Below are 19,331 nucleotides of genomic sequence, written 5' to 3'. Positions count from 1 at the left end.
CCCCAAAGGCCTTTCCGCATCCGCTCCGGGCCCCGCGACCATGTGGGATGGCGGCGCTCCGGCGAGTGCGAACCGGGTACACTGCCGCTCCTGGTGGTTGCGCGGGGCCACGTCCCGCCGAGGAACACGCATGTCTTCGTCGCCCATGTACCTGAAGCAGAACGTCGTCTCCGAGCCGCTCTACAACCAGTGGTACGCGTGGTGGTTCCTGGCCTCGCCGATGACGGCCCCGCTCTTCGTGGCCAACCTGCACCTCAAGGTCATGGAGTCCTTCGTGGCCAACCCGGCCATCCACGTGGCGGCCCTGAAGAGTCCCGCCCTGCGGGGGGGGCCGTACATCAACTACGGCGTGGACAAGGTGAAGGAAGTCCAGGCGTTGCTGGAGCGCACGCGCAAGGAAGAGGCGCTGTCCTTGCGGTACGCGCAAGCCATGTTGGAGTTGCACAAGCTGCTGGACATGGCGGAGGGCTTCTCGCTGGAGGAGCTGTACCCGCGGGTGCCGGACCTGCTGCGCGGCTACGTGGAGCTCACGTATGACCTGAACCACCGGGCCTCGCCGCGCTTCTTCGAGTCGCTGCTCTACCGCGGCCCCTTCCACCGCGAGTCCTCGCAGAGCCTGTCCATGCGGCTCATCCACGAGGACGCCCGGCCATATGTCTTCAGCACGCCCCGGCTGGATTCGGTGGACGGCGCCCTGCAGATCAAACGGCCCTACCGGGACGCGGCCCTGGATCGGCTCTACGCCATGACGCGCACACCCGGGCCGGTGGAGCCGGTGCGCGAGGCCCTGGGCATCGAGCCGAGGGACCACGACACCTTCGCCTCCTTCTTCACGCCCGAGCCCCCGCGCCCCGCGCCCCGGTACGACGGCGAGGGGGTACGCGTGCGCTACTTCGGCCACGCGTGCGTGCTCATCGAGTCGCGCGGCGTCAGCCTGATGACGGATCCGGTCATCAGCTATGACTTCCCCTCGGAGCTGCCGCGCTACACCTTCGCGGATCTTCCCGAGCGCATCGACTACGTCCTCATCACCCACGGGCACGCGGACCACCTGATGTTCGAGCCGCTGCTGCAACTGCGCCACCGCATCGGCACCATCGTGGTGCCCGCGAGCAGCGGCGGTGGGCTGGCGGACCCCTCGCTCAAGCTGATGCTCAAGCATGCCGGCTTCAACAACGTGGTGGCGTTGTCGGAGATGGATTCGCTGCCGCTGCCGGGGGGGGAGCTCATCGGCCTGCCCTTCATCGGCGAGCACGGGGATCTCAACATCCAGGCGAAGATCGCCCACCTGGTGCGGCTGGAGGGCAAGAACCTGCTGATGGCGGCGGACTCCAACGCGCTCGAGCCGCGCCTGTACGAGCACGTGCACCGCGAGGTGGGCGACATCGACATGCTGTGGCTGGGCATGGAGTCGGAGGGAGGCCCGCTGAGCTGGATGTATGGTCCGCTGCTGCCCGCCCCCATCCAGCGCAAGATGGATCAATCGCGGCGGCTCAACGGCTCCAACGCGGCGCGCGCCATCGACATCGTCCAGCGGCTCAATCCCAAGCAGGTGCGCATCTACGCCATGGGCCGCGAGCCCTGGCTCGGCCATGTCATGGTGATGGGCTACCACGAGAACTCGCCGCAGCTCGTGGAGGCACGCAAGCTGCTCGAGTACTGCCGCGAGCGGGGCATCTCCGGGGAGATGCCCTACGGTCAGGCCGAGCTGTTGCTGCGCTGAGTGGTCTCAGTCCACGAGCTGGCGCTTCACGGGGGCGGGGTCCACCGCGACCATCAACGGCCGGGTGAAGTTGCTGAAGGAGACGATGGCCTGACCGGGAGCGAGCTGGGAAACCCGCTCCCACAGGCCCGCGTCAATGCTGCCCACGGTCCGTTGCATGCGGGAGATGACGGAGCTGTCCGTGATCTTGTGGATGATGAAGTTGTTGAGCAGACCCAGCACCTCGTTGGGGAGGTGCTGCGGCAACTGGGTGACGAAGACGAGCCCCAACCAGCGCTTGCGTCCGCGCTTGGCGATGCGCGCCACCTGCTCGAACAACACCGGCATCTGTGAGATGCGGCTGGCGGACAGGAACTCGTGTGCCTCCTCGAGGATGATGAGGACCGGAGTGACGGGCTTCCCTCCGGCGCTCGCCCGCTGGTAGCGCGCCTCCTGGGTCTCCTGGAGCCCCCGGAGGATGTCGGCGATGACGAGGTTGTTGAGCTGAGGCGAATCCGTGTCCGACAGATCGATCACCGACACCCGCCCGGGCGTGAGCATGGAGTCATGGTCCACGCCGGGGGCCGTGGCGACGTCGAAGATCTTCAGCCGGCGCAACTGGTGGAGCTTGCCCGCCAGCGCCTTCCAGCTGATCTCGTTCTTGCTGCTCTGGGCGTGGACGCGGGCCATCACACGGCCCACGTTGCGGCCGAACTCGCTGAGCATGCGGGGGCCACGAGGAGTGGGATCCTCGAACACCCCATCGCTCCCCTCGTCCGGGTCGGACGACTCCTCGGAAGCACCCTTGCGCTTGGACGGGGAGCGCGACCTGCTCCGGCCTTCGCCCTTGCCTTCATCGCTGAGGCTGTAGAGGTACGCGCTCACGACGTCCAGCAGGTGCTGAAGGGTCATTTGGGGATAGCCCGTGGTGAGCTCGTCGACATCCAGCATTCGCTGCCGGTCTTCCTCGCTCCGAGGCCGGGGGAAGATCTCGAAGTCCTCCAGGAGCAGCTTCGTGACGTCATAGGCCTTGTGGAAGCGCTCCTGCTGTGCCTCGGAGAGATTGAGAATCTCCGCGATGGCATAGGGCGAAAGGCTGGAGAAGTTCAGCGAGAAGCCGTGCAGGTTGTCGTGATCAGGATTGCGGCTGTCGCGGCCCGTGAGGTGGTGGATGTGGAGCTCCTTGACACCCTCGGCCTTCTGACCCCGGCGCTCGAGGGCCTCGAGCATCGCCGCGTGGTCCGTGGGTTCATCCACGTGCGTGTACTCTCCCTCCACATCGAAGACGATGGTCGCGATGCCCGCGGCCTGGGCGCGGTGGATGAGGGTGGCGACCGTGGTGGACTTGCCACCGCCGGTCGTCCCGATGATGCCCGTGTGCCGGGGGAGGATGGACTTGTCCCGGGGATTGAGGCGGGCCTCCATCTGGTCGTAACCCGAGACCATTCCCAGACAGAGATCGCCCGCCATGCCGAGGACCGCCGCGCTCTCTTTCTCTCCCAACAGGAAGACAGGACTCTTGGGCCGGGGCCGACGTCCCGGAGGGACCAGCTTGCCCCCCGCCGTCTCCTCTCCCAGGATTTCGACCTCCGCGCGCCCATGGTAGTCGAAGGTGAAGGCGATCTTCTTGCCCTGCGACACCACGCCGATGGCCATGGTGGAACTGGCGGAGACGGCATCGGGCTCGGCGAACGGCCCGCGCACGATCACTCCCAGGTAGGAGCGCTTGTCTTCCCTCGATTTGATCCGGACGAGCGTCTGGGAGGCGAGCTGGAGGAGATCCTCCCGGGTCATCAGGACGGTGACGAGATTGTCGTGGCTCCCTGCGGAGTCGAAGTGGGTGAAGCCCACGGCATCCTTCGACTCGGGATCCACCAGCATGAGTTTGGGCCGGGCTTCGATTTCGGTGAGCGCCTTCAGCGCCTCTGCGGGAAGGGGATCCAGGGACCCATTGGGATGAGCCACCGAGGGAGGAGACGATCGTGGGGCCTCTCGGTTGGAGATGGACGCGGGCGGCTTTCCGGGCTGCGGGAGCGAACGGGTGCTCTCGGCTCGCCCGGCGTTGACGACAGGAGGAGCGGACGTCCGAATGGGAACAGGGGACGCGGGAGCCGGGGCCCTGACTCCTGGTGGAGGGGTCGTCCGGGGAGGTTCGCCGCGAGGTCCACCCACGCTCGCCGTGGGAGGCGACCTCGGGGCGGATACCGGATTCGTTCGAGCAGGCGCACCGGGCGCGCCTGGAGCTTGCAGTGTCTTTTCATCGGCCATGACCGTGTCTCCTATCGGCGCCGCTTGTGCGCTCTGAGGTAGTGAAACTTCGCGCCCGCATGGGTGTAGGCGTCATGCATCAAGCCCATGAAGCCTTCCGCTCCGAAGGCTCCCCGGCACGCCACCTCCGCGACATCCAGGAGCATGGGGAAACCCCGCTCGGAGCGCAGGATGCTGTCGGCCAAGGCCACATGGGCCGCGAGGTGGACGTGCTCCCGATGCGCATAGAAGAGGTACGGTGGAGCGTTGTCGGACGCACGGAAGAGCCCCCGGAGGACCAGCGGGCCGCACTCCCTGACGAACTGACGTGCCTCGTTCTGTCCCCGGTTCTCGTAGTCCCACCGGTCCACGATGCGGAGACTGTCCGCCTCCACCGTATCGAGGATGAGGTACTCCCCCACGTTCAATGCGTTGCCCAGGGTCAGCAGACCGATATCGTGCAGCGAATCGGAGACGAAGACGAACTTCGGGTGTTTCTCGAGCAGGTTGCGCAACAACCCCAGGGAGACGGTGAGCAGGCTCGTGTACCCGGAGCCCGAGAGCAGCTCGGGGGCGAAGGGATTGCCATACCCCATGCGCCACTCCGCGGTCGCCCGCTCCAGGAGGATGGCTCGCTCGGCGTACGTCCGGATGCCCCGCCGGGCCAGCGTCGAGAGTTCATCCCTCCGGCCCGCTCCAGAGCGTGCCTGGCGCTTCTGGATGAAGGCAATGGCCTCCGCCAATCCATCCACCTGCGCGGCCATCTCCTTGCGAAAGAGGCGCTGGGAGAAGACTCCCGTGGTGGCATTGTAACTGACGATGGCGACGCCAATCTGGGTGACGCTGATGGGCAGGCTGTCGTGGGAGACCACCGTGCTGTTCACGGCTTCGACCAGCCCCTGATACAGCAACTGCTCCCGGATGGTGTCCAACCACGAGAGGTCGGCCGGGAAGACGCCCGCGCCGTCGGGTGCGAGCTTCGCCGACTTGATCTGGTGGAAGAGTTGCTTCCGGATGATGGACCGGAGGCTCTCCTCCTTGTTCACGGACTGGGAGACCTGCGTCTTGAACTCGGCGAACAGGCGCTTGAAATCATGCCCGGCTTCCCAGGACACCATGTCGAGCACGGCGGATAGTTCCTGGCCAAAGCCCGACCGGAAATCCCCGTCCCGGATGAACCCTCTCTCCGCCTCGGGACCATCTCCGTCTCCATCGTCTGGAGCGTCCCCCTCATCCATGCTCATTCATCATCCTCCTCTCCAAGATATTTCCGGATACAAAAACCCTGGTGCTCGGACCCGAGCATCAGGTGGGCGTAGGCGCGAGCCTTGAGTCGGGGCAGTCCGAACTGGGTCTCCAGCAGAGCCACGGCCTCATCCCGGGGAAGGCCCTTCACCCTGGGCAGGACGTACTTCGCGGGAGCCAGGAGTTCGAAGGCCACGCGATCCGCCCGGTACTCCGCTTCATCAATCGTCCCTCTTTCGATTTCACCCTCGTCGCTCCGCTCCATGACGGACTCCTGCTGGAGCGGAACACCCGCGAGGATGGAGTACAGGGCATCCCCGGCAGAAGGCTCGCGGCCTTTGTCGAACACCTGGAGGGCGCTCTCACCCAACGCGAGTTGTGCCCGCTCACGGGGCAGTAGATACTCCAACACGAAGTGGCCCAGTTCATGCGCCACGGTAAAGTTCTGAACGTGGGCTTCGTCGGTACTGTCACAGAAGATGAACCCAAAGCCCCTGCCCACGGCCATGCACCCATGCATATGGCGATCGAAGTAGGAGTGATCGACCCGAAAGCCCAATTTGGACAGCCAGATCTTCACCTTCTCAGGTGTGATCCGGGGGATGCGCTCCACATGGACGACGCGCAGGACCCATACCCTGTTCATCACCCGGGGAAACGAGGGTGAATACGGCTCCTTGCACGCCGCGACGGCTTCCTGCAACCAGCGAGGATTCATGAGTCCTTCTTGTCCGGGGAGCGGTCACGCGCCGCGAGCAGTTTGATGGACGAACCATTCGAGCGCTCCTCGCCGTCACTCTCCTCGGAGACGGTACGCAGGATCTTCGCGAGCAGAAGCACGGGAGCAAGCCGGTTGGGATCCACGTTGAACCGCTGCGTGATGACGCTCAGTTCCTCGGCGAACCGCTCCTCACTGGGAACACGGCAGAGCGAGAGCCAGTCCAGCGTCTCCAGCGAGCAACCCAGTTCCTCCGCCAACTCCTCGGAGGACTTGTTCTTGAACTGCCGGTATCTCTTGAAGATGAAGCCGAGCGTCCAGTCCTCGTCCGCACTCCGCCGGACCGCGGCTTTCAACCAGCTAGGCTGGGTCATTGGACTCCTCCTTTCCGAAGCGCTCCAGGAGCTTCATGAGCCGATCCCGATGGCGCTTCACCTGCTGCTGTAACTGTTCCCATGGCAATCGGCCCAACCCCAGAGTCGCCGCCACGAGACGGGTGGACCCCTCGCCACTCAGCACCAGTCGGAGATGCTCGACCTCCTGCTCATTCTTCAGCCGACCGCTCTCGAGGAACCGTTTCAGCAAGAGCTTCGCCTCCACGAAATCCTCCATTTTCTCCTTCGGACTCCTCGCCGGATCTTCGACACGGCGGTCGTAATAATTTTGATCCCCCCTCTGTAGCGCGGCCGCGGATCTGCGCCGGTCCAACGCCTTGTACCTGGCCGCCTTGATGAGGTAGGTAATCAAACTACCTTTACCCGGCTCGTAGCGCTCGGGGTTCTTCAAGTAGGCGACCACTGCGTCGACCATGGCGTCGTGGGCCGTTTCCGTGTCGCACACCCGGTCATGCAGGAGGGCCTTGATGATGCGCTCCGCGAAGAACAGGTAGACGTCGACGGATGCCACGTTGTCGCGTTTGAGAACCCGCGCATGCAGCTCCGACTCCTCGATCGGTGGTGGAATGCTCATCCCCTCTCCTCGCCAGGCGTACTTCGCCTTCGCATTCACTGCGTCTGGCCTGGTCCTTCGTCACCGGGCAGTGGAGTTCGACGCGCGGTACAGCCTTGACGCACGGGAGGTTGATCCACCTCGTGGACAAAAGTCCATCCCCCCTAAGAGGTAGGGGGAAAGGTCGGGGACGAAATCCAAAAAAGAACACGGCGCGGCGAACTTCGGTTTCCGGTGACGAATGTGTCAGGGAAGACACGGCGAGACGCCGCGTCTCTCATTCCCTACGGAGGGGAACCATGACACCGCTGTCTTGTCGCGTCGCCACGACCCAGCATGAGCTGGACGATGCGCTGCGCATCCGCTGGGCTGTCTTTGGCGCGGAGATGGGGCTGCTCGGAAACACCATCCCGCCCGCGCCCCGGGAGGTGAACTGCTTCGACACGCTGGAGACCACCGTGCATCTCATCGTCTACGCGGGCGACGAGCCGGTGGCCACCTCGCGGCTGCTGTTGCCCAACCCCGAGGTGGCGCGCACCCTGGGCGGGCGGCTGGGGATCGACCTGGAGCGCAAGCTGGACCTGTCGGCGATGGAGGGCCCGGGGCTCCTGTTCGCGGAGACCACGCGCCTGTGCGTCCTCAAGCCCTGGCGCAACTCCGAGGCGACCCTGTGGTTGCAGGCGGGGATCTACCGGGAGAGCCGCCACCGGGGGGTGACGCATTGGATTGCCTCGGCGAACATGGACACGGATTGGGCGGAGGATGCATGGCTCGCCGCCCAGGTGGCCTCGCATCGGGGACTGATCAGTCCGAGATGGCGGGCCCGGGCCCTCGCGCCCCAGACGTCTCCGGCCGCCGCGGACACGCCCATCTACACGGAGCAGGAGCGCGAGCACGCTCGGCGAGGGCACTTCGAGGGACTGCGGCTGCCCCGGGTCCTGTCCTTCCTCGCCGACAAGATGGGCGCGCGCTTCATCGCCGACCCGCTCTATGACTCCAGCTTCCGGCGCTTCTCCCTGCCGCTGGTCGCGGCGCTGGATGAGGTTCCGGCCCGTACCCTGGCGCACTTCGAGTCCCTGAACGTCCGCGAGTCCTGAACCGGACGCCTTTTCGTCACCCCTCCCCTCACCCCTTCACCCCACGAACGGGACCGCACCACGGCCCCGAACAGGAGACGTACATGCACACGCAGAATGGAACGCAGTCACGGATGGATTGGATGGAGACCCTGGAGCACGAGGCGCGCACGCTGGTGGAGGACCTGGAGGTGCACCCCACCGCGCGGAGGCTCTTCGACGGCAGCATCGACGCGGCCAGCTACACCCGCTACCTGGTGCAGGCCTACCACTACGTGCGGTGGACGACGCCGTTGTTGATGGAGTCGGGCGAGCGCATGAAGCGCACGGGAAGCCACACCGCGCTCGGGGAGTTGTTCCTGCACAAGGCGGCCGAGGAGCGGGGCCACGAGCGCTGGCTGCTCTCGGACCTGAGGAACCTGGGCTGGTCGGCCGAGCGGGTCACGGCGGCGGGCCGTTGCCCGGCGGTCAACGCCTACATCGCCTGGAACCGGTACACGGCGCTGGCGGGCATCCCCCTGGCCTTCCTGGGTACCGCGTATGTGTTGGAGTACCTCGCCGTGCATCGCGCTCCCCAGGCGGTGGAGCGGTTGCTCAAGGCCCGGAACATCCCCAACATCCACAAGGCCGTCACCTTCTTGCGCGGGCATGGGGAGGCGGATGGAGAGCACGTGGCCGAGCTGACCCGGCTGTTGCGCTCGATGAAGGACCCGCGGGAGCAGTCCGCCATGCTCCTGTCCGCGCGCACCACCCGCTCGATCTACCTGGGGCTCTTCTCCAGTGATGCGCGGAGGGCTCCGGAGCACACTACATCCTAAGGGGTACAGACGCCGCCGGCCCCGCGGTGCATCTTGCTTCGCGTGAACTCACCGGACACGTGAGTCCACGGCTTGCATCGCCCGGCCGGTGGCGTCCGCCGTGCCGGGCGAACGGGCATCCCTCCTCCAAGCTGGCAACAGCCCACCGCGCCGGCGTCTCGCCGCCCTCTTCCGTGCCTCAATGAAAAAAACACCTTCCGGCTCGATCCGAAAAGCCAAGACCCGGAACCTGACCTTCCTGCTCATCCGCAAGGAGTTCAAGTCACCAGCGGAGGCGCTCAAGGTCGCCGAACCGCTCGACGAGTGGCCTCTTCCGGGGGACTTCGAGTTCGAGGGAAGCCTCCATGTCTCGAAGCCGCCGCTCAAGGAGCCGCGCTGGGCCTCCTTCGTCAAGGAGGGTTTCCCGGAGGAGATTGAATTCGCCCAGAGCGCCACGGCGGCCGCGGTGTTGTTCATCAAGACGGACTCCCGGATGTTCGCGGTGACCTTCGGACAAGGACGTCACCTCCTCAAGCCCGACACCTACGAGATCGACTTCGGCTTGAAGGTCACCTTGAACACGGTGGACCAACAGAAATTGCGCAGCCTCGACCTGCGCACCTTCGAGGAGTTGACGGTCCATACCCGGCGTCAGGTCAGCCGCAGTTCCTCGCTCGAGGCCTTCAGTGTCGACGTCTTTCGGGATCTGCTCGGTTCGGTGACCGGTGAACCCTCGGATGAGTCGCTCGCCAGGCGGCTCACGGGTCGTGATGCACTCGCCTTCTCGGGTGCCATCGCTTTCGCGGACCTGGCCGACAAGTGCAAGACGCTCCTCGCGCATTACAAGAGCGAACGCTACAAGACGAATTTCTCGTGGGTCGACAACGTCCGTCAAATCAGGGACGTCGGCACCCTTGATCGTCTCAACGACAAGCTGGTTCACGCCATCAATGCCCATGACACGGAGCGGATCCACCTGGCGCCACCAGAGGTCATCGAATGGAACGACGTGAGCTTCCTCTACCCCGGTGAACGTCTCGGTACGGTGGAGGCCCATACGGATCTCGACCTGGACAACTGCCTGGCCGCGCTCGCCAACCGCGAGGGCGTGGAACCGGAAGACTTCCGTTTGTCACTGGAGACGCTCAAGCAGCAGAAGATCCGCACGGTCTCCGAGGATTCCTCCCTGCTCCCGGAGAGATGGTCGCTCTACAAATGCCTGGTCGCGGAACTGAACGCAGAAGGAGCGCTGTGCATCCTCTCGGCCGGGCAATGGTTCAAGGTCGAGAAGACCTTCGCGGCCCAAACGCTCGAGGACACGGTCGCCCTCGTCAAGGACATCAAGCATCTGCCTGTCGCCCTGCGCAACGAGGAGGAAGGTAACTACAACGAGCGGGCGGCCGGTTCACGCAAGCACCTGGTGCTTCTCGACAGGAAGAACAAGAAGGCCAAGGGGGCGCGTACAGCCATCGAGGCCTGCGACCTGTTCTCCGCGACCGGACAGTTCATCCACGTCAAACGGAAGCTGCGTTCCGCATCATTGAGCCACCTGTTCTCGCAAGGGACCGTCGCGGCGGAAACGTTCCTCGGAGATGAGAAGTTCAGGAAGGACGTCAAGAAGGCGGTCGCGGATCAAAACCCCGGGATCGCCGGGCGGCTGGGCGAGCCCGCGAAGAGACCCGAACCCAGCCACTACGAAGTCGTCTTCGCGATCGTGACGGCCACGCCCCAGGCGAAGTGGCCACAAGCCCTCCCCTTCTTCAGCCAGCTCAATCTCGTCCGGAAAGCGGCGCACCTGCGGCTGTTGGGTTTTCAGGTGGCCCTGTATCGGATCGAAGAGCGGAAGTAGCGCGAGGCGCGCCGGGCCTTCACGAGCGTGTGGTCCGGAGCATGAGCGCGGCCCGGTACATGAGCGCGGCCCGGCCATGGGGCGGATGGATTCAGGGTGGAGACGCACAACGCCATCGAGTCCGAGGGGAGCAGGCGAGACAGGGGCTGCCTCGCTCGCTGGAACGCCTCCTCGTGAGCCTTGCTCCAGGCGTCTTCCCTCCCCCTTTCTGCGCCTCCGAGGAGCCATGCCCCAAGGACCTACCTCCAGAGAAACGAGCGCTTCCAAACAGGAAGTGAGTACTCACTTTCTTTTTGGATCGGAGCCACTCATACTTCTGACATGTCTGATTCTTTCCTCCGCATCGACGACGCGCCGCCCGCCCGGCGCACCCAGCAGGAGCGCCGGGATGCCACGCGCCAGAAGCTGCTGGACGCCACCGTCGAGTGCCTCGTGGAGCTGGGCTATGCGCGGACGACCACGATCGCGGTCGCCCAGCGGGCCGAGGTGTCCCACGGGGCCCTGTTCAAGCACTTCCCCACCAAGGCGGCGCTGCTGGCCGCGGCGGTCGAGCGCCTGTTCCCCCTGCTCATCGCCCGCTACCGCGCCGAGCTCGCCGACCTCCCGGCCGTGCCGGAGGATCGCATCGCCGAGGCCATCGAGCGGCTGTGGTTCATCTACCAGCGGCCCGAGCTGCTCGCCGCCATCGAGCTGTACGTCGCCGCGCGCACCGACGCCGAGCTGGCCGCGGCCCTGAGCGTGGTGGACCCGCCCCACCGCCGCCACCTGCACCGCGTGGCGCGCGAGCTCTTCCCCGAAGTCGCCGCCGCCCACCCCGGTTTCGATGCGCTCATCGAGCTCATCCTCAACGCCGTGCAGGGAGCGGCCGTGGGCGGCGCGGCCCTGCCCGCCAATCCGGACCACCGGGCGATGCTCACCCTGCTCGTCCAGCTCTCCCGCCGCGCCTTTTCCTCCCCCGCATAAGCAGAAGGAGCCACCCCATGGCCGACACGCCCATCGATCTCACCCTGTACGCCATCCCGGCGTTCATCTTCCTGATGGCCGTGGAAGGGCTCTACCTCTGGCGCCACCGCGAGTCGGGTCTCCAGGGCTATGCCGCCCGGGACACCGCGGCCAGCTTGTCCATGGGGCTCGGCTACTCGGCCATCAACATGGTGTGGAAGGGCATCGCCTTCGCCTTCTACACCGCGCTCTACCAGCTCACCCCGCTGCGGCTGGGCACCGGGCCGCTCGTCTGGGTTGCCCTGCTGTTCGCCGACGATCTCTGCTACTACTGGTTCCACCGCATCCATCACGAGTCGCGCTTCTTCTGGGCCTCGCACGTGGTGCACCACTCCAGCCAGCACTACAACCTGTCCACCGCCCTGCGCCAGACGTGGACGCCCATGACGAACACGCTGTTCTGGGCCCCGCTCGCCCTGCTCGGCTTCCACCCGGTGATGATCGTCACCCAGCAGGCCATCAGCCTGCTCTACCAGTTCTGGATCCACACCGAGGCGGTCAACCGGCTGGGGCCCCTGGAGTGGGTGCTCAACACGCCCTCGCACCACCGCGTGCACCACGGCGCCAACCCGCGCTACCTGGACCGCAACTACGCGGGCATCTTCATCCTCTGGGATCGGCTCTTCGGCACCTTCCAGGCCGAGGACGAGCGCCCCGTCTACGGCCTCACCCACAACCTGAAGACATACAACCCGGTGCGCATCGCCTTCCACGAGTTCGCCGCCATCCTGCGCGACGTGCGCCGCCCCGCCCCGCTGCGCGTGCGTCTGGGCCTCGTGTTCCGCGGGCCCGCCTGGAAGGCCCCCGGTGACAACCCCGAGGCCCTCCCGGCCCCTCAGTCCCCCGCGAGCGAGCACGTCTCCTCCGCGTGAGTGGACTCTTCGGTCGCGTCGCGGCCCTTCAACAGAGGGCTCTCCGCGAGGCCCCGCGCGACCCCGGACCGCCCCTCAGTAGAGGATGCAGTCAAACCTTTCGACGATGGCGCGGAATTCTTCCGGGTTGGCGTCGTATCGCCGCGCCTCGGTTGGAGCGAAGAGTGTCAGGACGACGGTGCAGTTGCGCAGCGTCAAGCCCGTGCTGAGGAAGTAGAGGGAGTTGTTGTCCGTCAGTTCCAGCCGCTCGTTGGCAATCTCCTGGTTCTTGAAGATGACGTTCTCCAACCACCCCATGGCCGCCCCTTTCAGAAGGTGAGCATCCGGAAGAACTCGCCCGCCATGCGGCGACCATGACGGGCCAGGTTCGACTCCGTTCCGGCGAGAATCTCGTACTGGCGGCCCGTCTTGGGGTCAACCACGTCGACGCCCTGATGCTTGAACTGAAGCGGTCCGTCAAATCGTTGTTTCAACCTGGCATGGACGAAGCGTCCCCGGGCCTCACGCTCCAGCAGCCGCGCCAGCCAGTATTCGCCCTGCTTTTCTGCGTCTCTGATGGCAGCTCTCTCCGTCTGGAGGCCCAGGTAGCCCATCAGCAGGAGCGTCATGCCGGCCGCCAAGGGCGTGCACCCCGGCGCCAACCCGCGCTACCCTCGAGACAGAAACAAAAGGGAGGGTGTCCCTTCCGGAGCGTGGGCTCCACTCACCCCCGGGAGAGCAGCGTCCGCGCCACCATTCCGGCTCCAACGAGGATGACGAACCACGCGAACGCGCTCCGCAGGCGCTGCGGATGCATCCGCGTGGCGATGCGATGTCCCACGACGGCTCCCACCAGGGCGGCGGCCGTGAAGGCAATCGTCAGCCCCAGCGAGAGTCGGCTCCCTCCCGGGTGGCCGATGAAGCCCGCGGCCGAGTTGAGGGCAATGACGTACAGGGATGTACCGACCGCGTGCTCGATGGGCAGCCGGCAAAAGAGCACCAGCGCCGGGACGACGAGGAAGCCTCCTCCCACCCCGAGGAATCCCGTCAGCCCGCCCACCCCCAACCCAGCCACCAGCGTCAGCACCAGGTGGGGTTTCCGGCCCTCGGACTGCTCGCTGCCCGCCACCAACCGCTGCGTGAAGGGGGCCAGCATCCAGCTGCCCACCACCAGCATGAGGAGCGCGAACAGGAGCAACAGGACACGCCCGGAGATGAGGTGGGTCAGCTTCGCGCCGAACCAGGCCCCGCCCATGCCCGCCGCACCAAAGAGGAGCGCCGCCTTGAGGCTCACCCGGCCACTGCCTTGGTGGAGCAGCCCCGCCACCAGGCTCGTCGTCCCCACGATGGCGAGCGACATGGGCACGGCGGCGTGGGGCGTCACCCCGGCCACGTAGACGAGGACGGGCACGGCCAGGATGGAGCCCCCTCCCCCCAGCAGCCCGAGACTCAACCCGATGACGCTCGAGAGGGCGATGGCGAGGATGAGGTGGAATGGCATGAGCGCGCGCCTCCTACGCCCGCCCATCCGGCGCCGGAACCCCCTGCTCCGACCTGCTGCCTACCTGGTGCAGGTGCGCCAGCGCCTCCGAGGGGCACTCCCCGCACTGACGGTTGGCGGGCACGGCGAGGTCCATCTTCTTCGGGTAGGCGAGCTTCAGGTTCGCCATCAGGGCGATGAACTCCTCGAGCGTCCTGCCGCCACCGAGGCGGGGGTTGCGCTCGCGCTCCTGCGCTACCGTCGAGACATGGCGGTGCTGGTAGTCGTGCGCCGGATAGACCAGGGTGTCGCCCGGCAGCGAGAAGAGCTTCTCGTGGATGGACCGGTAGAGCGCCGCCGGGTCCCCGCTCTGGAAGTCCGTGCGGCCGCAGCCGTCAATCAGGAGCGCATCCCCGGTGAAGACGCGCAGGACCCCGGGCAACTCGACCAGATAGCCGTGGTGCGTGTCCGTGTGCCCCGGGGTGAAGAGGGGCTGGAAGCACACGCTCCCCACGCGCAACGGTTGCTTCTCATCGATGCCGAGGTCGGCGCAGGACAGCCGCTCCATCGCCGGGACCGCGAGCTTGCATCCCGTGAGGCGGCGCAACCGGCAGGCGGACGTGACGTGGTCCGCATGGATGTGCGTTTCCAGGACGTACGCGAGCTTCAACTCCAGCGTCTGGAGCACCTGGAGGTCGCGCTCGAGCGTTTCGACCACCGGGTCGATCAGCACGGCCTGCCCCGTCTCCGGGCAGCCCAAGAGGTAGGTGTACGTAGAGGATTCGGGCTCGAAGAGCTGGCGGAAGATCATGTCGCCTCCTGTGCTGGCCCGCGGCCGGGGCTCGGCGCTACCGCTCGCCGCCGACGTACCGCCGGAAAGAGGGACCTGGTTTTCAGCCACTCGAACAGCAGGGCCATTTCCCGCGCCTGCCACCACGCTCGCCACCCGTTCCCGTGCGCGCATCACAGTGAAACGCTAGGCGCGGTGCGCCTCGATCGGAACTGGCTCGGCCTGGGGCACCCGAACGCCCGGCCGGACAACTGGTGCCGCGCGTGCCCAGTCAGCATCAGGAGGCCGCCGAACCTCTACTCGGCCCAGACGAGAGGACTTCGCACACCCAGTCCGGGGCGAGCTCGTAGTGCTCCGGGGCGTCTTCTCCTCCAACGGCCCGCGGCGGGCGCTCGCGCTTCCATCCAGCGATGTCCGGCACGCGCTTGTCCGGCCGGGGGCCGAGGTGCAGCTCGGGCTGGACCCCTCCGCCGGACAAGAAGGGCATCGAGAGCAAGGCGCCCAGGCGCGGCGCCGCGTTGGTGGGCTGGCGGGCTGGGCGAGGGCCGAGGCGCGGCTCGCCGTCGAGGATTCTCCGCCACCCTCCGAGGAGCCATGAATGGAAGATGAATCATGCCCCGTGCACCGTGCCATCACGGCGCCGTCCAGAGTGGGGACCCCCACCCGGACAACCGAGGGGAACGTCAGCGTGTCTCGGGGGAGACGCGAGGGTGTGGGCCTTCGCGCGCCAGTACGGCCGCCATCGAGCCAGTTGCGTCGGCATGTCGTGGACCCAAAGGTTGCCCCAAGCGAGCCAAGCCGCTGGCTCGCGGGGGAACACGACCATGGCCTACAAACAAATTCATTTCCGCTCGGCTGCCCGGGAGAAGGTGCTGAACGGCGCAACCCTGCTGGCCGACGCGGTGCGGGTGACGCTCGGTCCCAAGTCCAGGTGCGTCCTGCTCGACAAGAAATATGGGCCCCCCATCGTGTGCAATGACGGGGTCACCGTGGCGAAGGAGGTGGAGTTGAAGGACCCGGAGGAGAACCTCGGCGCGCGGATGGTGCGCCAGGCGGCGGAGAAGACGGGCGACGTCGTGGGAGATGGGACGACGACGGCGACCCTGCTCGCGCACGCGCTCTTCGCCGAGGGGGTGCGCAACGTCGTCGCGGGCGCGAGCGCGGTGGACGTGAAGCGCGGGTTCGAGCGAGGGCTCCAGGTCGCGGTGGAGGCCATCCGCAAGCTCTCCCGGCCCGTGGCGAGCCGCAAGGAGAAGGCGCAAGTGGCCACCGTGGCCGCGCACAACGACCCCGCGCTCGGGGAGCTCGTGGCGGACGCCATCGAGCGGGTGGGCGGGGAGGGAGTCGTGACGCTGGAGGAGGCCAAGGGCACCGAGACCGTGCTCGAGGTCGTGGAGGGCATGCAGTTCGACCATGGCTATCTCTCCCCCTACTTCGTCACCGATCCGGCCAGGATGGAGTGCGTCCTCGAGCAGCCGGTGATCCTGCTGCACGAGCCGAAGATTGGAGTCATGAAGGACCTCGTCCCGCTGCTCGAGCAGGTGGTCCAGATGGGCAGGCCCCTGCTCATCATCGCGGAGGACGTGGAGGGCGAGGCGCTCGCCACGTTGGTGGTCAACAAGCTGCGGGGGATGCTCCACTGCGTGGCGGTGAAGGCGCCCGGCTTCGGAGACCGGCGCAAGGCGATACTCGAGGACATCGCCGTGCTCACGGGCGGCAGGGTGGTGGCCCAGGAGCTGGGCAAGAAGCTCGAACACGTGGGCCCCGACGACCTCGGCCGGGCCGAGCGGGTGGTGGTGACACAGGAGGACACCACCCTCGTCGGCGGGGCCGGGGACAAGAAGGCCATCCAGGCGCGTGCCGCGCTGCTGCGCCAGCAGAAGCAGGAGACGACGAGCGACTACGACCGTGAGAAGCTGGAGGAGCGCATCGCCAAGCTGGTGGGCGGTGTCGCGGTGATTCGCGTGGGAGCCCCCACCGAGGCCGCGATGAAGAGCCACAAGGAGGCGCTGGATGACGCCATCCACTCCACTCAGGCCGCGGTGGCCGAGGGGGTGGTGCCCGGGTGCGGCCTCGCCCTGCTGCGCGCGAGCGACGCCGTGGCCCAGGAGGAGGCACGGACGGAGGGGGACGAGAAGGTGGGCCTGCGCATCCTGCGCCACGCGCTCGAGGCCCCCACGCGGCAGATCGCCGAGAACTCCGGGGTGGACGGGGGCGTGGTGGTGGAGCGGATGCGCACCGGCCAGGGCAGCTTCGGCTTCGACGCCGCGCACTCCACGTACGTGGATCTGCTGGAGGCGGGCATCATCGATCCGACGAAGGTGGTGCGCGTGGCGCTGGAGAACGCGGTGTCGGTGGCGGGCACGCTGCTGCTCACCGAGGCGACCCTCACCGAGGTACCGGAGCGCAAGCCCGAGCCCGCGTCGGCGCTCGAGGAGATGTGAGGAGCGAGGGGGTGCCCCCGGGCGCCACGGTCTTCATCCACCGCCGCGCCGAGCGGACGCACTCGCGCTACGCGCGCTCGAGGCTCGCGATGTCGATGACGAAGCGGTAGCGCACGTCGCCCTTCATCATGCGCTCGTAGGCCTCGTTGATCTTCTGGATGGGGATGATCTCGATGTCCGACACGATGTTGTGCTTCGCGCAGTAGTCGAGCATCTCCTGCGTCTCGGCGATGCCGCCGATCATCGACCCGACCAGGCGCTTGTTCCCGCCGATGAGCGAGAACGCGTGCACGGGCACCGCCTCCGGCGGCACGCCGACCACCACCAGCGTGCCCTGGGGGCGCAGCATGCCCAGGTACTGGTTGTAGTCATGCGGGGCGGAGATGGTGTCGATGATGAGATCGAAGCGGCCCGACAGCTTCTTGAAGGTGTCCGCGTCCTTGGTGACCTCGAAGCCCTGGGCGCCCAGGCGGCGCGCGTCGGCCTCCTTGGTGCGGGACGTGCTGAGCACCGTCACCTCCGCGCCCATGGACGCGGCGAGCTTCACGGCCATGTGGCCCAGCCCGCCCAGGCCCACCACGCCCACGCGGTCACCCTTCTTGCAGTTCCACTGGCGCAGCGGCGAGTACGTGGTGATGCCGGCGCACAACAGCGGCGCGGCGGCGGCGGGGTCGAGCCCCGCGGGCACCTTCAGCGCGAAGTGCTCGGTGACGACGATGCGGGACGCGTAGCCGCCGTAGGTCGGCGTCTTCCGGTCCATGTACGTGCCGTTGTACGTGGAGGCCATGCCCCGCTCGCAGAACTGCTCCAGGTCGCGGCGGCACGTCTGGCAGTCGCGGCACGAGTCCACCATGCAGCCGACGCCCGCCATGTCGCCCACCTTCAGCTTCGTGACGTGCTGGCCCACCTGCTTGACGCGGCCGATGATCTCGTGGCCCGGCACCATGGGGAAGATGGCGCCGCCCCACTCGTCACGGGCCTGGTGGATGTCGGAGTGGCAGACCCCGCTGTAGAGGATGTCGATGAGCACGTCATGGGGGCCGACCTCGCGCTGCTCGAACGAGAAGGGCGCCAGCGGCTTTCCAGCGGCGGGGGCGGCATAGGCAGGAGTCTTCGGCATGGGGTTGTCCTTGGAGTTTTCGTGACCTGGGGGCCACTCGCCCCCAGTTATGCGCTCCGGGGCCAGTGGGCGAAAGTGGCGGGATCCACATGGGCCATTTAGAAATACTTCAAGATGGCCTTCACCCCGCTCAATGCCCTGAATGCGTTCCTCGTCGTGGCCCGGAAGCGCGGCTTCACGGCCGCCGCCGCCGAACTCGGCGTCTCTCCCTCCGCGCTGAGCCAGTCCGTCCGCCAGCTCGAGGAGAGGCTTGGCGTCCCCCTGCTCACGCGGACCTCCCGGAGCGTGGCGCTGACGGAGGCGGGGCGGCGCCTGCTGGAGAACGCCGGGCCGGCGATGGACCAGGCGATGGAGGCGCTGAAGACGGCCGCGGTGCAGCCAGGGGAGGTAACGGGCCGGGTGCGGCTGACGGTTCCCACCATCGCGGTGTCCACCCTCATCGCGCCGCTGCTGCCACGGTTCCTCGCGCGCTACCCGAAGGTGGAGGTGGACGTCCGGGTGGAGGACCGCTTCGTGGACATCGTGGCCGAGGGGCTGGACGCGGGGATCCGGCTGACGGAGTCCATCGAGCGGGACATGGTGCAGGTCCGGCTGTCGGACGCGTGCCGGTTCGTGGTGGTGGCCGCGCCCTCTTACCTGGAGCGCAGGGGCACGCCGGAGACGCCGGACGACCTGCTGTCCCATGACTGCATCTGCATCCGCTCCCCCACGACGTCAGGCATCTACCAGTGGGAGCTGGAGCGCGGGCCGCGGAGCTGGCGCGTGCCGGTGCGGGGGCCCGTCATCACCTCGGACACCCACCTGCTGCTGCGGATGGCGGAGGCCGGGGTGGGGCTCGCCTACGCGTTCGAGCCCATGGTGACGGAGGAACTGCGGCGAGGCACCCTGCGCGTGGTGCTGGAGCCCTACGCGGCGTTGGTGCCGGGCCTGTTCCTCTACTTCCCCAGCCGTGCGCAGGTATCGCCCGCGCTGCGGGCCTTCGTGGACGTGGCCCGCGAGGCGGCTCCACGGAAGAAGAGGCCGCGTGCCTGATGGGCGCGAACCCACGAACGAGGTGGGCCA

Annotated in this window: 17 protein-coding genes and 1 pseudogene; 8 read left to right on the top strand and 10 right to left on the bottom strand. The window is 66.9% G+C overall.

Features of this window, described 5'->3' with window-relative positions:
• Positions 1 to 130 precede the first annotated feature (130 nt).
• Entirely contained in the window at positions 131 to 1,723 is a 1,593-nt protein-coding gene (locus D187_RS38180) for an MBL fold metallo-hydrolase (protein ID WP_002630343.1), read from the top strand.
• Positions 1,724 to 1,729: 6 nt separating this feature from the next.
• Here the strand turns inward: D187_RS38180 and D187_RS38175 are convergent, their stop codons facing one another.
• The 5 genes from D187_RS38175 to D187_RS38155 form a co-directional block, all read right to left on the bottom strand.
• On the bottom strand, positions 1,730 to 3,583 hold the full coding sequence (locus D187_RS38175) for an ATP-binding protein (RefSeq protein WP_245591930.1): 1,854 nt from the start codon (positions 3,581 to 3,583) through the stop codon (positions 1,730 to 1,732).
• Between the two features lie 398 nt (positions 3,584 to 3,981).
• The gene (locus D187_RS38170; protein WP_002630340.1) at positions 3,982 to 5,193 is read right to left on the bottom strand and encodes a hypothetical protein; all 1,212 of its coding nucleotides are present in this window, start codon (positions 5,191 to 5,193) and stop codon (positions 3,982 to 3,984) included.
• Positions 5,190 to 5,912 carry an ImmA/IrrE family metallo-endopeptidase gene (locus D187_RS38165; protein ID WP_043433665.1) on the bottom strand — a complete coding sequence of 241 codons (723 nt, stop codon included), beginning with the start codon at positions 5,910 to 5,912 and terminating at the stop codon, positions 5,190 to 5,192. Before D187_RS38165 ends, D187_RS38170 begins: the two co-directional genes overlap by 4 nt.
• Entirely contained in the window at positions 5,909 to 6,286 is a 378-nt protein-coding gene (locus D187_RS38160; RefSeq protein WP_002630338.1) for a hypothetical protein, read from the bottom strand. The genes D187_RS38165 and D187_RS38160 overlap by 4 nt, the downstream gene beginning before the upstream one ends.
• On the bottom strand, positions 6,273 to 6,881 hold the full coding sequence (locus tag D187_RS38155) for an RNA polymerase sigma factor (RefSeq protein ID WP_002630337.1): 609 nt from the start codon (positions 6,879 to 6,881) through the stop codon (positions 6,273 to 6,275). The genes D187_RS38160 and D187_RS38155 overlap by 14 nt, the downstream gene beginning before the upstream one ends.
• A 278-nt stretch (positions 6,882 to 7,159) precedes the next feature.
• Between D187_RS38155 and D187_RS38150 the strand changes: the two genes are divergently transcribed.
• The 5 genes from D187_RS38150 to D187_RS38130 all read left to right on the top strand — a co-directional run bounded on the left by D187_RS38150 (position 7,160) and on the right by D187_RS38130 (position 12,456).
• A complete protein-coding gene (locus D187_RS38150; protein WP_002630336.1) occupies positions 7,160 to 7,957 on the top strand; it encodes a GNAT family N-acetyltransferase in 798 nt (265 codons plus the stop codon).
• 83 nt (positions 7,958 to 8,040) lie between these two features.
• The gene (locus D187_RS38145) at positions 8,041 to 8,754 is read left to right on the top strand and encodes an iron-containing redox enzyme family protein (protein ID WP_002630335.1); all 714 of its coding nucleotides are present in this window, start codon (positions 8,041 to 8,043) and stop codon (positions 8,752 to 8,754) included.
• Positions 8,755 to 8,842: 88 nt separating this feature from the next.
• The gene (locus tag D187_RS38140) at positions 8,843 to 10,582 is read left to right on the top strand and encodes a DUF6119 family protein (protein ID WP_245591929.1); all 1,740 of its coding nucleotides are present in this window, start codon (positions 8,843 to 8,845) and stop codon (positions 10,580 to 10,582) included.
• 321 nt (positions 10,583 to 10,903) lie between these two features.
• Positions 10,904 to 11,545 (top strand): TetR/AcrR family transcriptional regulator, encoded by a 642-nt coding sequence (locus tag D187_RS38135; RefSeq protein WP_002630333.1) that lies wholly within the window; start codon positions 10,904 to 10,906, stop codon positions 11,543 to 11,545.
• Positions 11,546 to 11,562: 17 nt separating this feature from the next.
• On the top strand, positions 11,563 to 12,456 hold the full coding sequence (locus D187_RS38130) for a sterol desaturase family protein (protein ID WP_002630332.1): 894 nt from the start codon (positions 11,563 to 11,565) through the stop codon (positions 12,454 to 12,456).
• A 75-nt stretch (positions 12,457 to 12,531) separates the two neighbouring features.
• On the opposite strand, the gene D187_RS38125 is transcribed toward D187_RS38130, so the two are convergent.
• The 4 genes and pseudogenes from D187_RS38125 to D187_RS38110 all read right to left on the bottom strand — a co-directional run bounded on the left by D187_RS38125 (position 12,532) and on the right by D187_RS38110 (position 14,726).
• Positions 12,532 to 12,753, bottom strand: a complete 222-nt coding sequence (locus tag D187_RS38125) for a hypothetical protein (RefSeq protein ID WP_002630331.1) — start codon at positions 12,751 to 12,753, stop codon at positions 12,532 to 12,534.
• Positions 12,754 to 12,764: 11 nt separating this feature from the next.
• Positions 12,765 to 13,025, bottom strand: a pseudogene (locus tag D187_RS38120) (hypothetical protein); the annotation flags it as partial.
• Between the two features lie 134 nt (positions 13,026 to 13,159).
• Positions 13,160 to 13,936, bottom strand: a complete 777-nt coding sequence (locus D187_RS38115) for a sulfite exporter TauE/SafE family protein (protein ID WP_002630329.1) — start codon at positions 13,934 to 13,936, stop codon at positions 13,160 to 13,162.
• Positions 13,937 to 13,949: 13 nt separating this feature from the next.
• The gene (locus D187_RS38110) at positions 13,950 to 14,726 is read right to left on the bottom strand and encodes an MBL fold metallo-hydrolase (RefSeq protein ID WP_002630328.1); all 777 of its coding nucleotides are present in this window, start codon (positions 14,724 to 14,726) and stop codon (positions 13,950 to 13,952) included.
• Between the two features lie 803 nt (positions 14,727 to 15,529).
• On the opposite strand from D187_RS38110, the gene groL reads away from it, so the two are divergent.
• Positions 15,530 to 17,149 (top strand): chaperonin GroEL, encoded by a 1,620-nt coding sequence (gene groL, locus D187_RS38105; protein ID WP_002630326.1) that lies wholly within the window; start codon positions 15,530 to 15,532, stop codon positions 17,147 to 17,149.
• Positions 17,150 to 17,216: 67 nt separating this feature from the next.
• Here groL and D187_RS38100 read toward each other — a convergent pair whose 3' ends face one another.
• On the bottom strand, positions 17,217 to 18,269 hold the full coding sequence (locus D187_RS38100; protein ID WP_002630325.1) for an NAD(P)-dependent alcohol dehydrogenase: 1,053 nt from the start codon (positions 18,267 to 18,269) through the stop codon (positions 17,217 to 17,219).
• Positions 18,270 to 18,383: 114 nt separating this feature from the next.
• Here D187_RS38100 and D187_RS38095 point away from each other — a divergent pair, with 114 nt between their 5' ends.
• On the top strand, positions 18,384 to 19,301 hold the full coding sequence (locus tag D187_RS38095) for a LysR family transcriptional regulator (RefSeq protein WP_002630324.1): 918 nt from the start codon (positions 18,384 to 18,386) through the stop codon (positions 19,299 to 19,301).
• The last annotated feature ends 30 nt before the right edge of the window (positions 19,302 to 19,331 follow it).

The sequence above is a fragment of the Cystobacter fuscus DSM 2262 genome, from assembly GCF_000335475.2.
Lineage (GTDB): Bacteria > Myxococcota > Myxococcia > Myxococcales > Myxococcaceae > Cystobacter > Cystobacter fuscus.
Note: the sequence above shows the minus strand (reverse complement) of the source record. Positions and strands in the feature narration are given on the sequence as shown.

Bases quoted from the DNA above. Each gene is read 5' to 3' on its own strand.
- D187_RS38180 (WP_002630343.1), top strand. From the start codon at position 131: ATGTCTTCGTCGCCCATGTACCTGAAGCAGAACGTCGTCTCCGAGCCG.
- D187_RS38175 (WP_245591930.1), bottom strand. From the start codon at position 3,583: ATGCTGGTGGATCCCGAGTCGAAGGATGCCGTGGGCTTCACCCACTTC.
- D187_RS38170 (WP_002630340.1), bottom strand. From the start codon at position 5,193: ATGAGCATGGATGAGGGGGACGCTCCAGACGATGGAGACGGAGATGGT.
- D187_RS38165 (WP_043433665.1), bottom strand. From the start codon at position 5,912: ATGAATCCTCGCTGGTTGCAGGAAGCCGTCGCGGCGTGCAAGGAGCCG.
- D187_RS38160 (WP_002630338.1), bottom strand. From the start codon at position 6,286: ATGACCCAGCCTAGCTGGTTGAAAGCCGCGGTCCGGCGGAGTGCGGAC.
- D187_RS38155 (WP_002630337.1), bottom strand. From the start codon at position 6,881: ATGAGCATTCCACCACCGATCGAGGAGTCGGAGCTGCATGCGCGGGTT.
- D187_RS38150 (WP_002630336.1), top strand. From the start codon at position 7,160: ATGACACCGCTGTCTTGTCGCGTCGCCACGACCCAGCATGAGCTGGAC.
- D187_RS38145 (WP_002630335.1), top strand. From the start codon at position 8,041: ATGCACACGCAGAATGGAACGCAGTCACGGATGGATTGGATGGAGACC.
- D187_RS38135 (WP_002630333.1), top strand. From the start codon at position 10,904: ATGTCTGATTCTTTCCTCCGCATCGACGACGCGCCGCCCGCCCGGCGC.
- D187_RS38130 (WP_002630332.1), top strand. From the start codon at position 11,563: ATGGCCGACACGCCCATCGATCTCACCCTGTACGCCATCCCGGCGTTC.
- D187_RS38125 (WP_002630331.1), bottom strand. From the start codon at position 12,753: ATGGGGTGGTTGGAGAACGTCATCTTCAAGAACCAGGAGATTGCCAAC.
- D187_RS38115 (WP_002630329.1), bottom strand. From the start codon at position 13,936: ATGCCATTCCACCTCATCCTCGCCATCGCCCTCTCGAGCGTCATCGGG.
- D187_RS38110 (WP_002630328.1), bottom strand. From the start codon at position 14,726: ATGATCTTCCGCCAGCTCTTCGAGCCCGAATCCTCTACGTACACCTAC.
- groL (WP_002630326.1), top strand. From the start codon at position 15,530: ATGGCCTACAAACAAATTCATTTCCGCTCGGCTGCCCGGGAGAAGGTG.
- D187_RS38100 (WP_002630325.1), bottom strand. From the start codon at position 18,269: ATGCCGAAGACTCCTGCCTATGCCGCCCCCGCCGCTGGAAAGCCGCTG.
- D187_RS38095 (WP_002630324.1), top strand. From the start codon at position 18,384: ATGGCCTTCACCCCGCTCAATGCCCTGAATGCGTTCCTCGTCGTGGCC.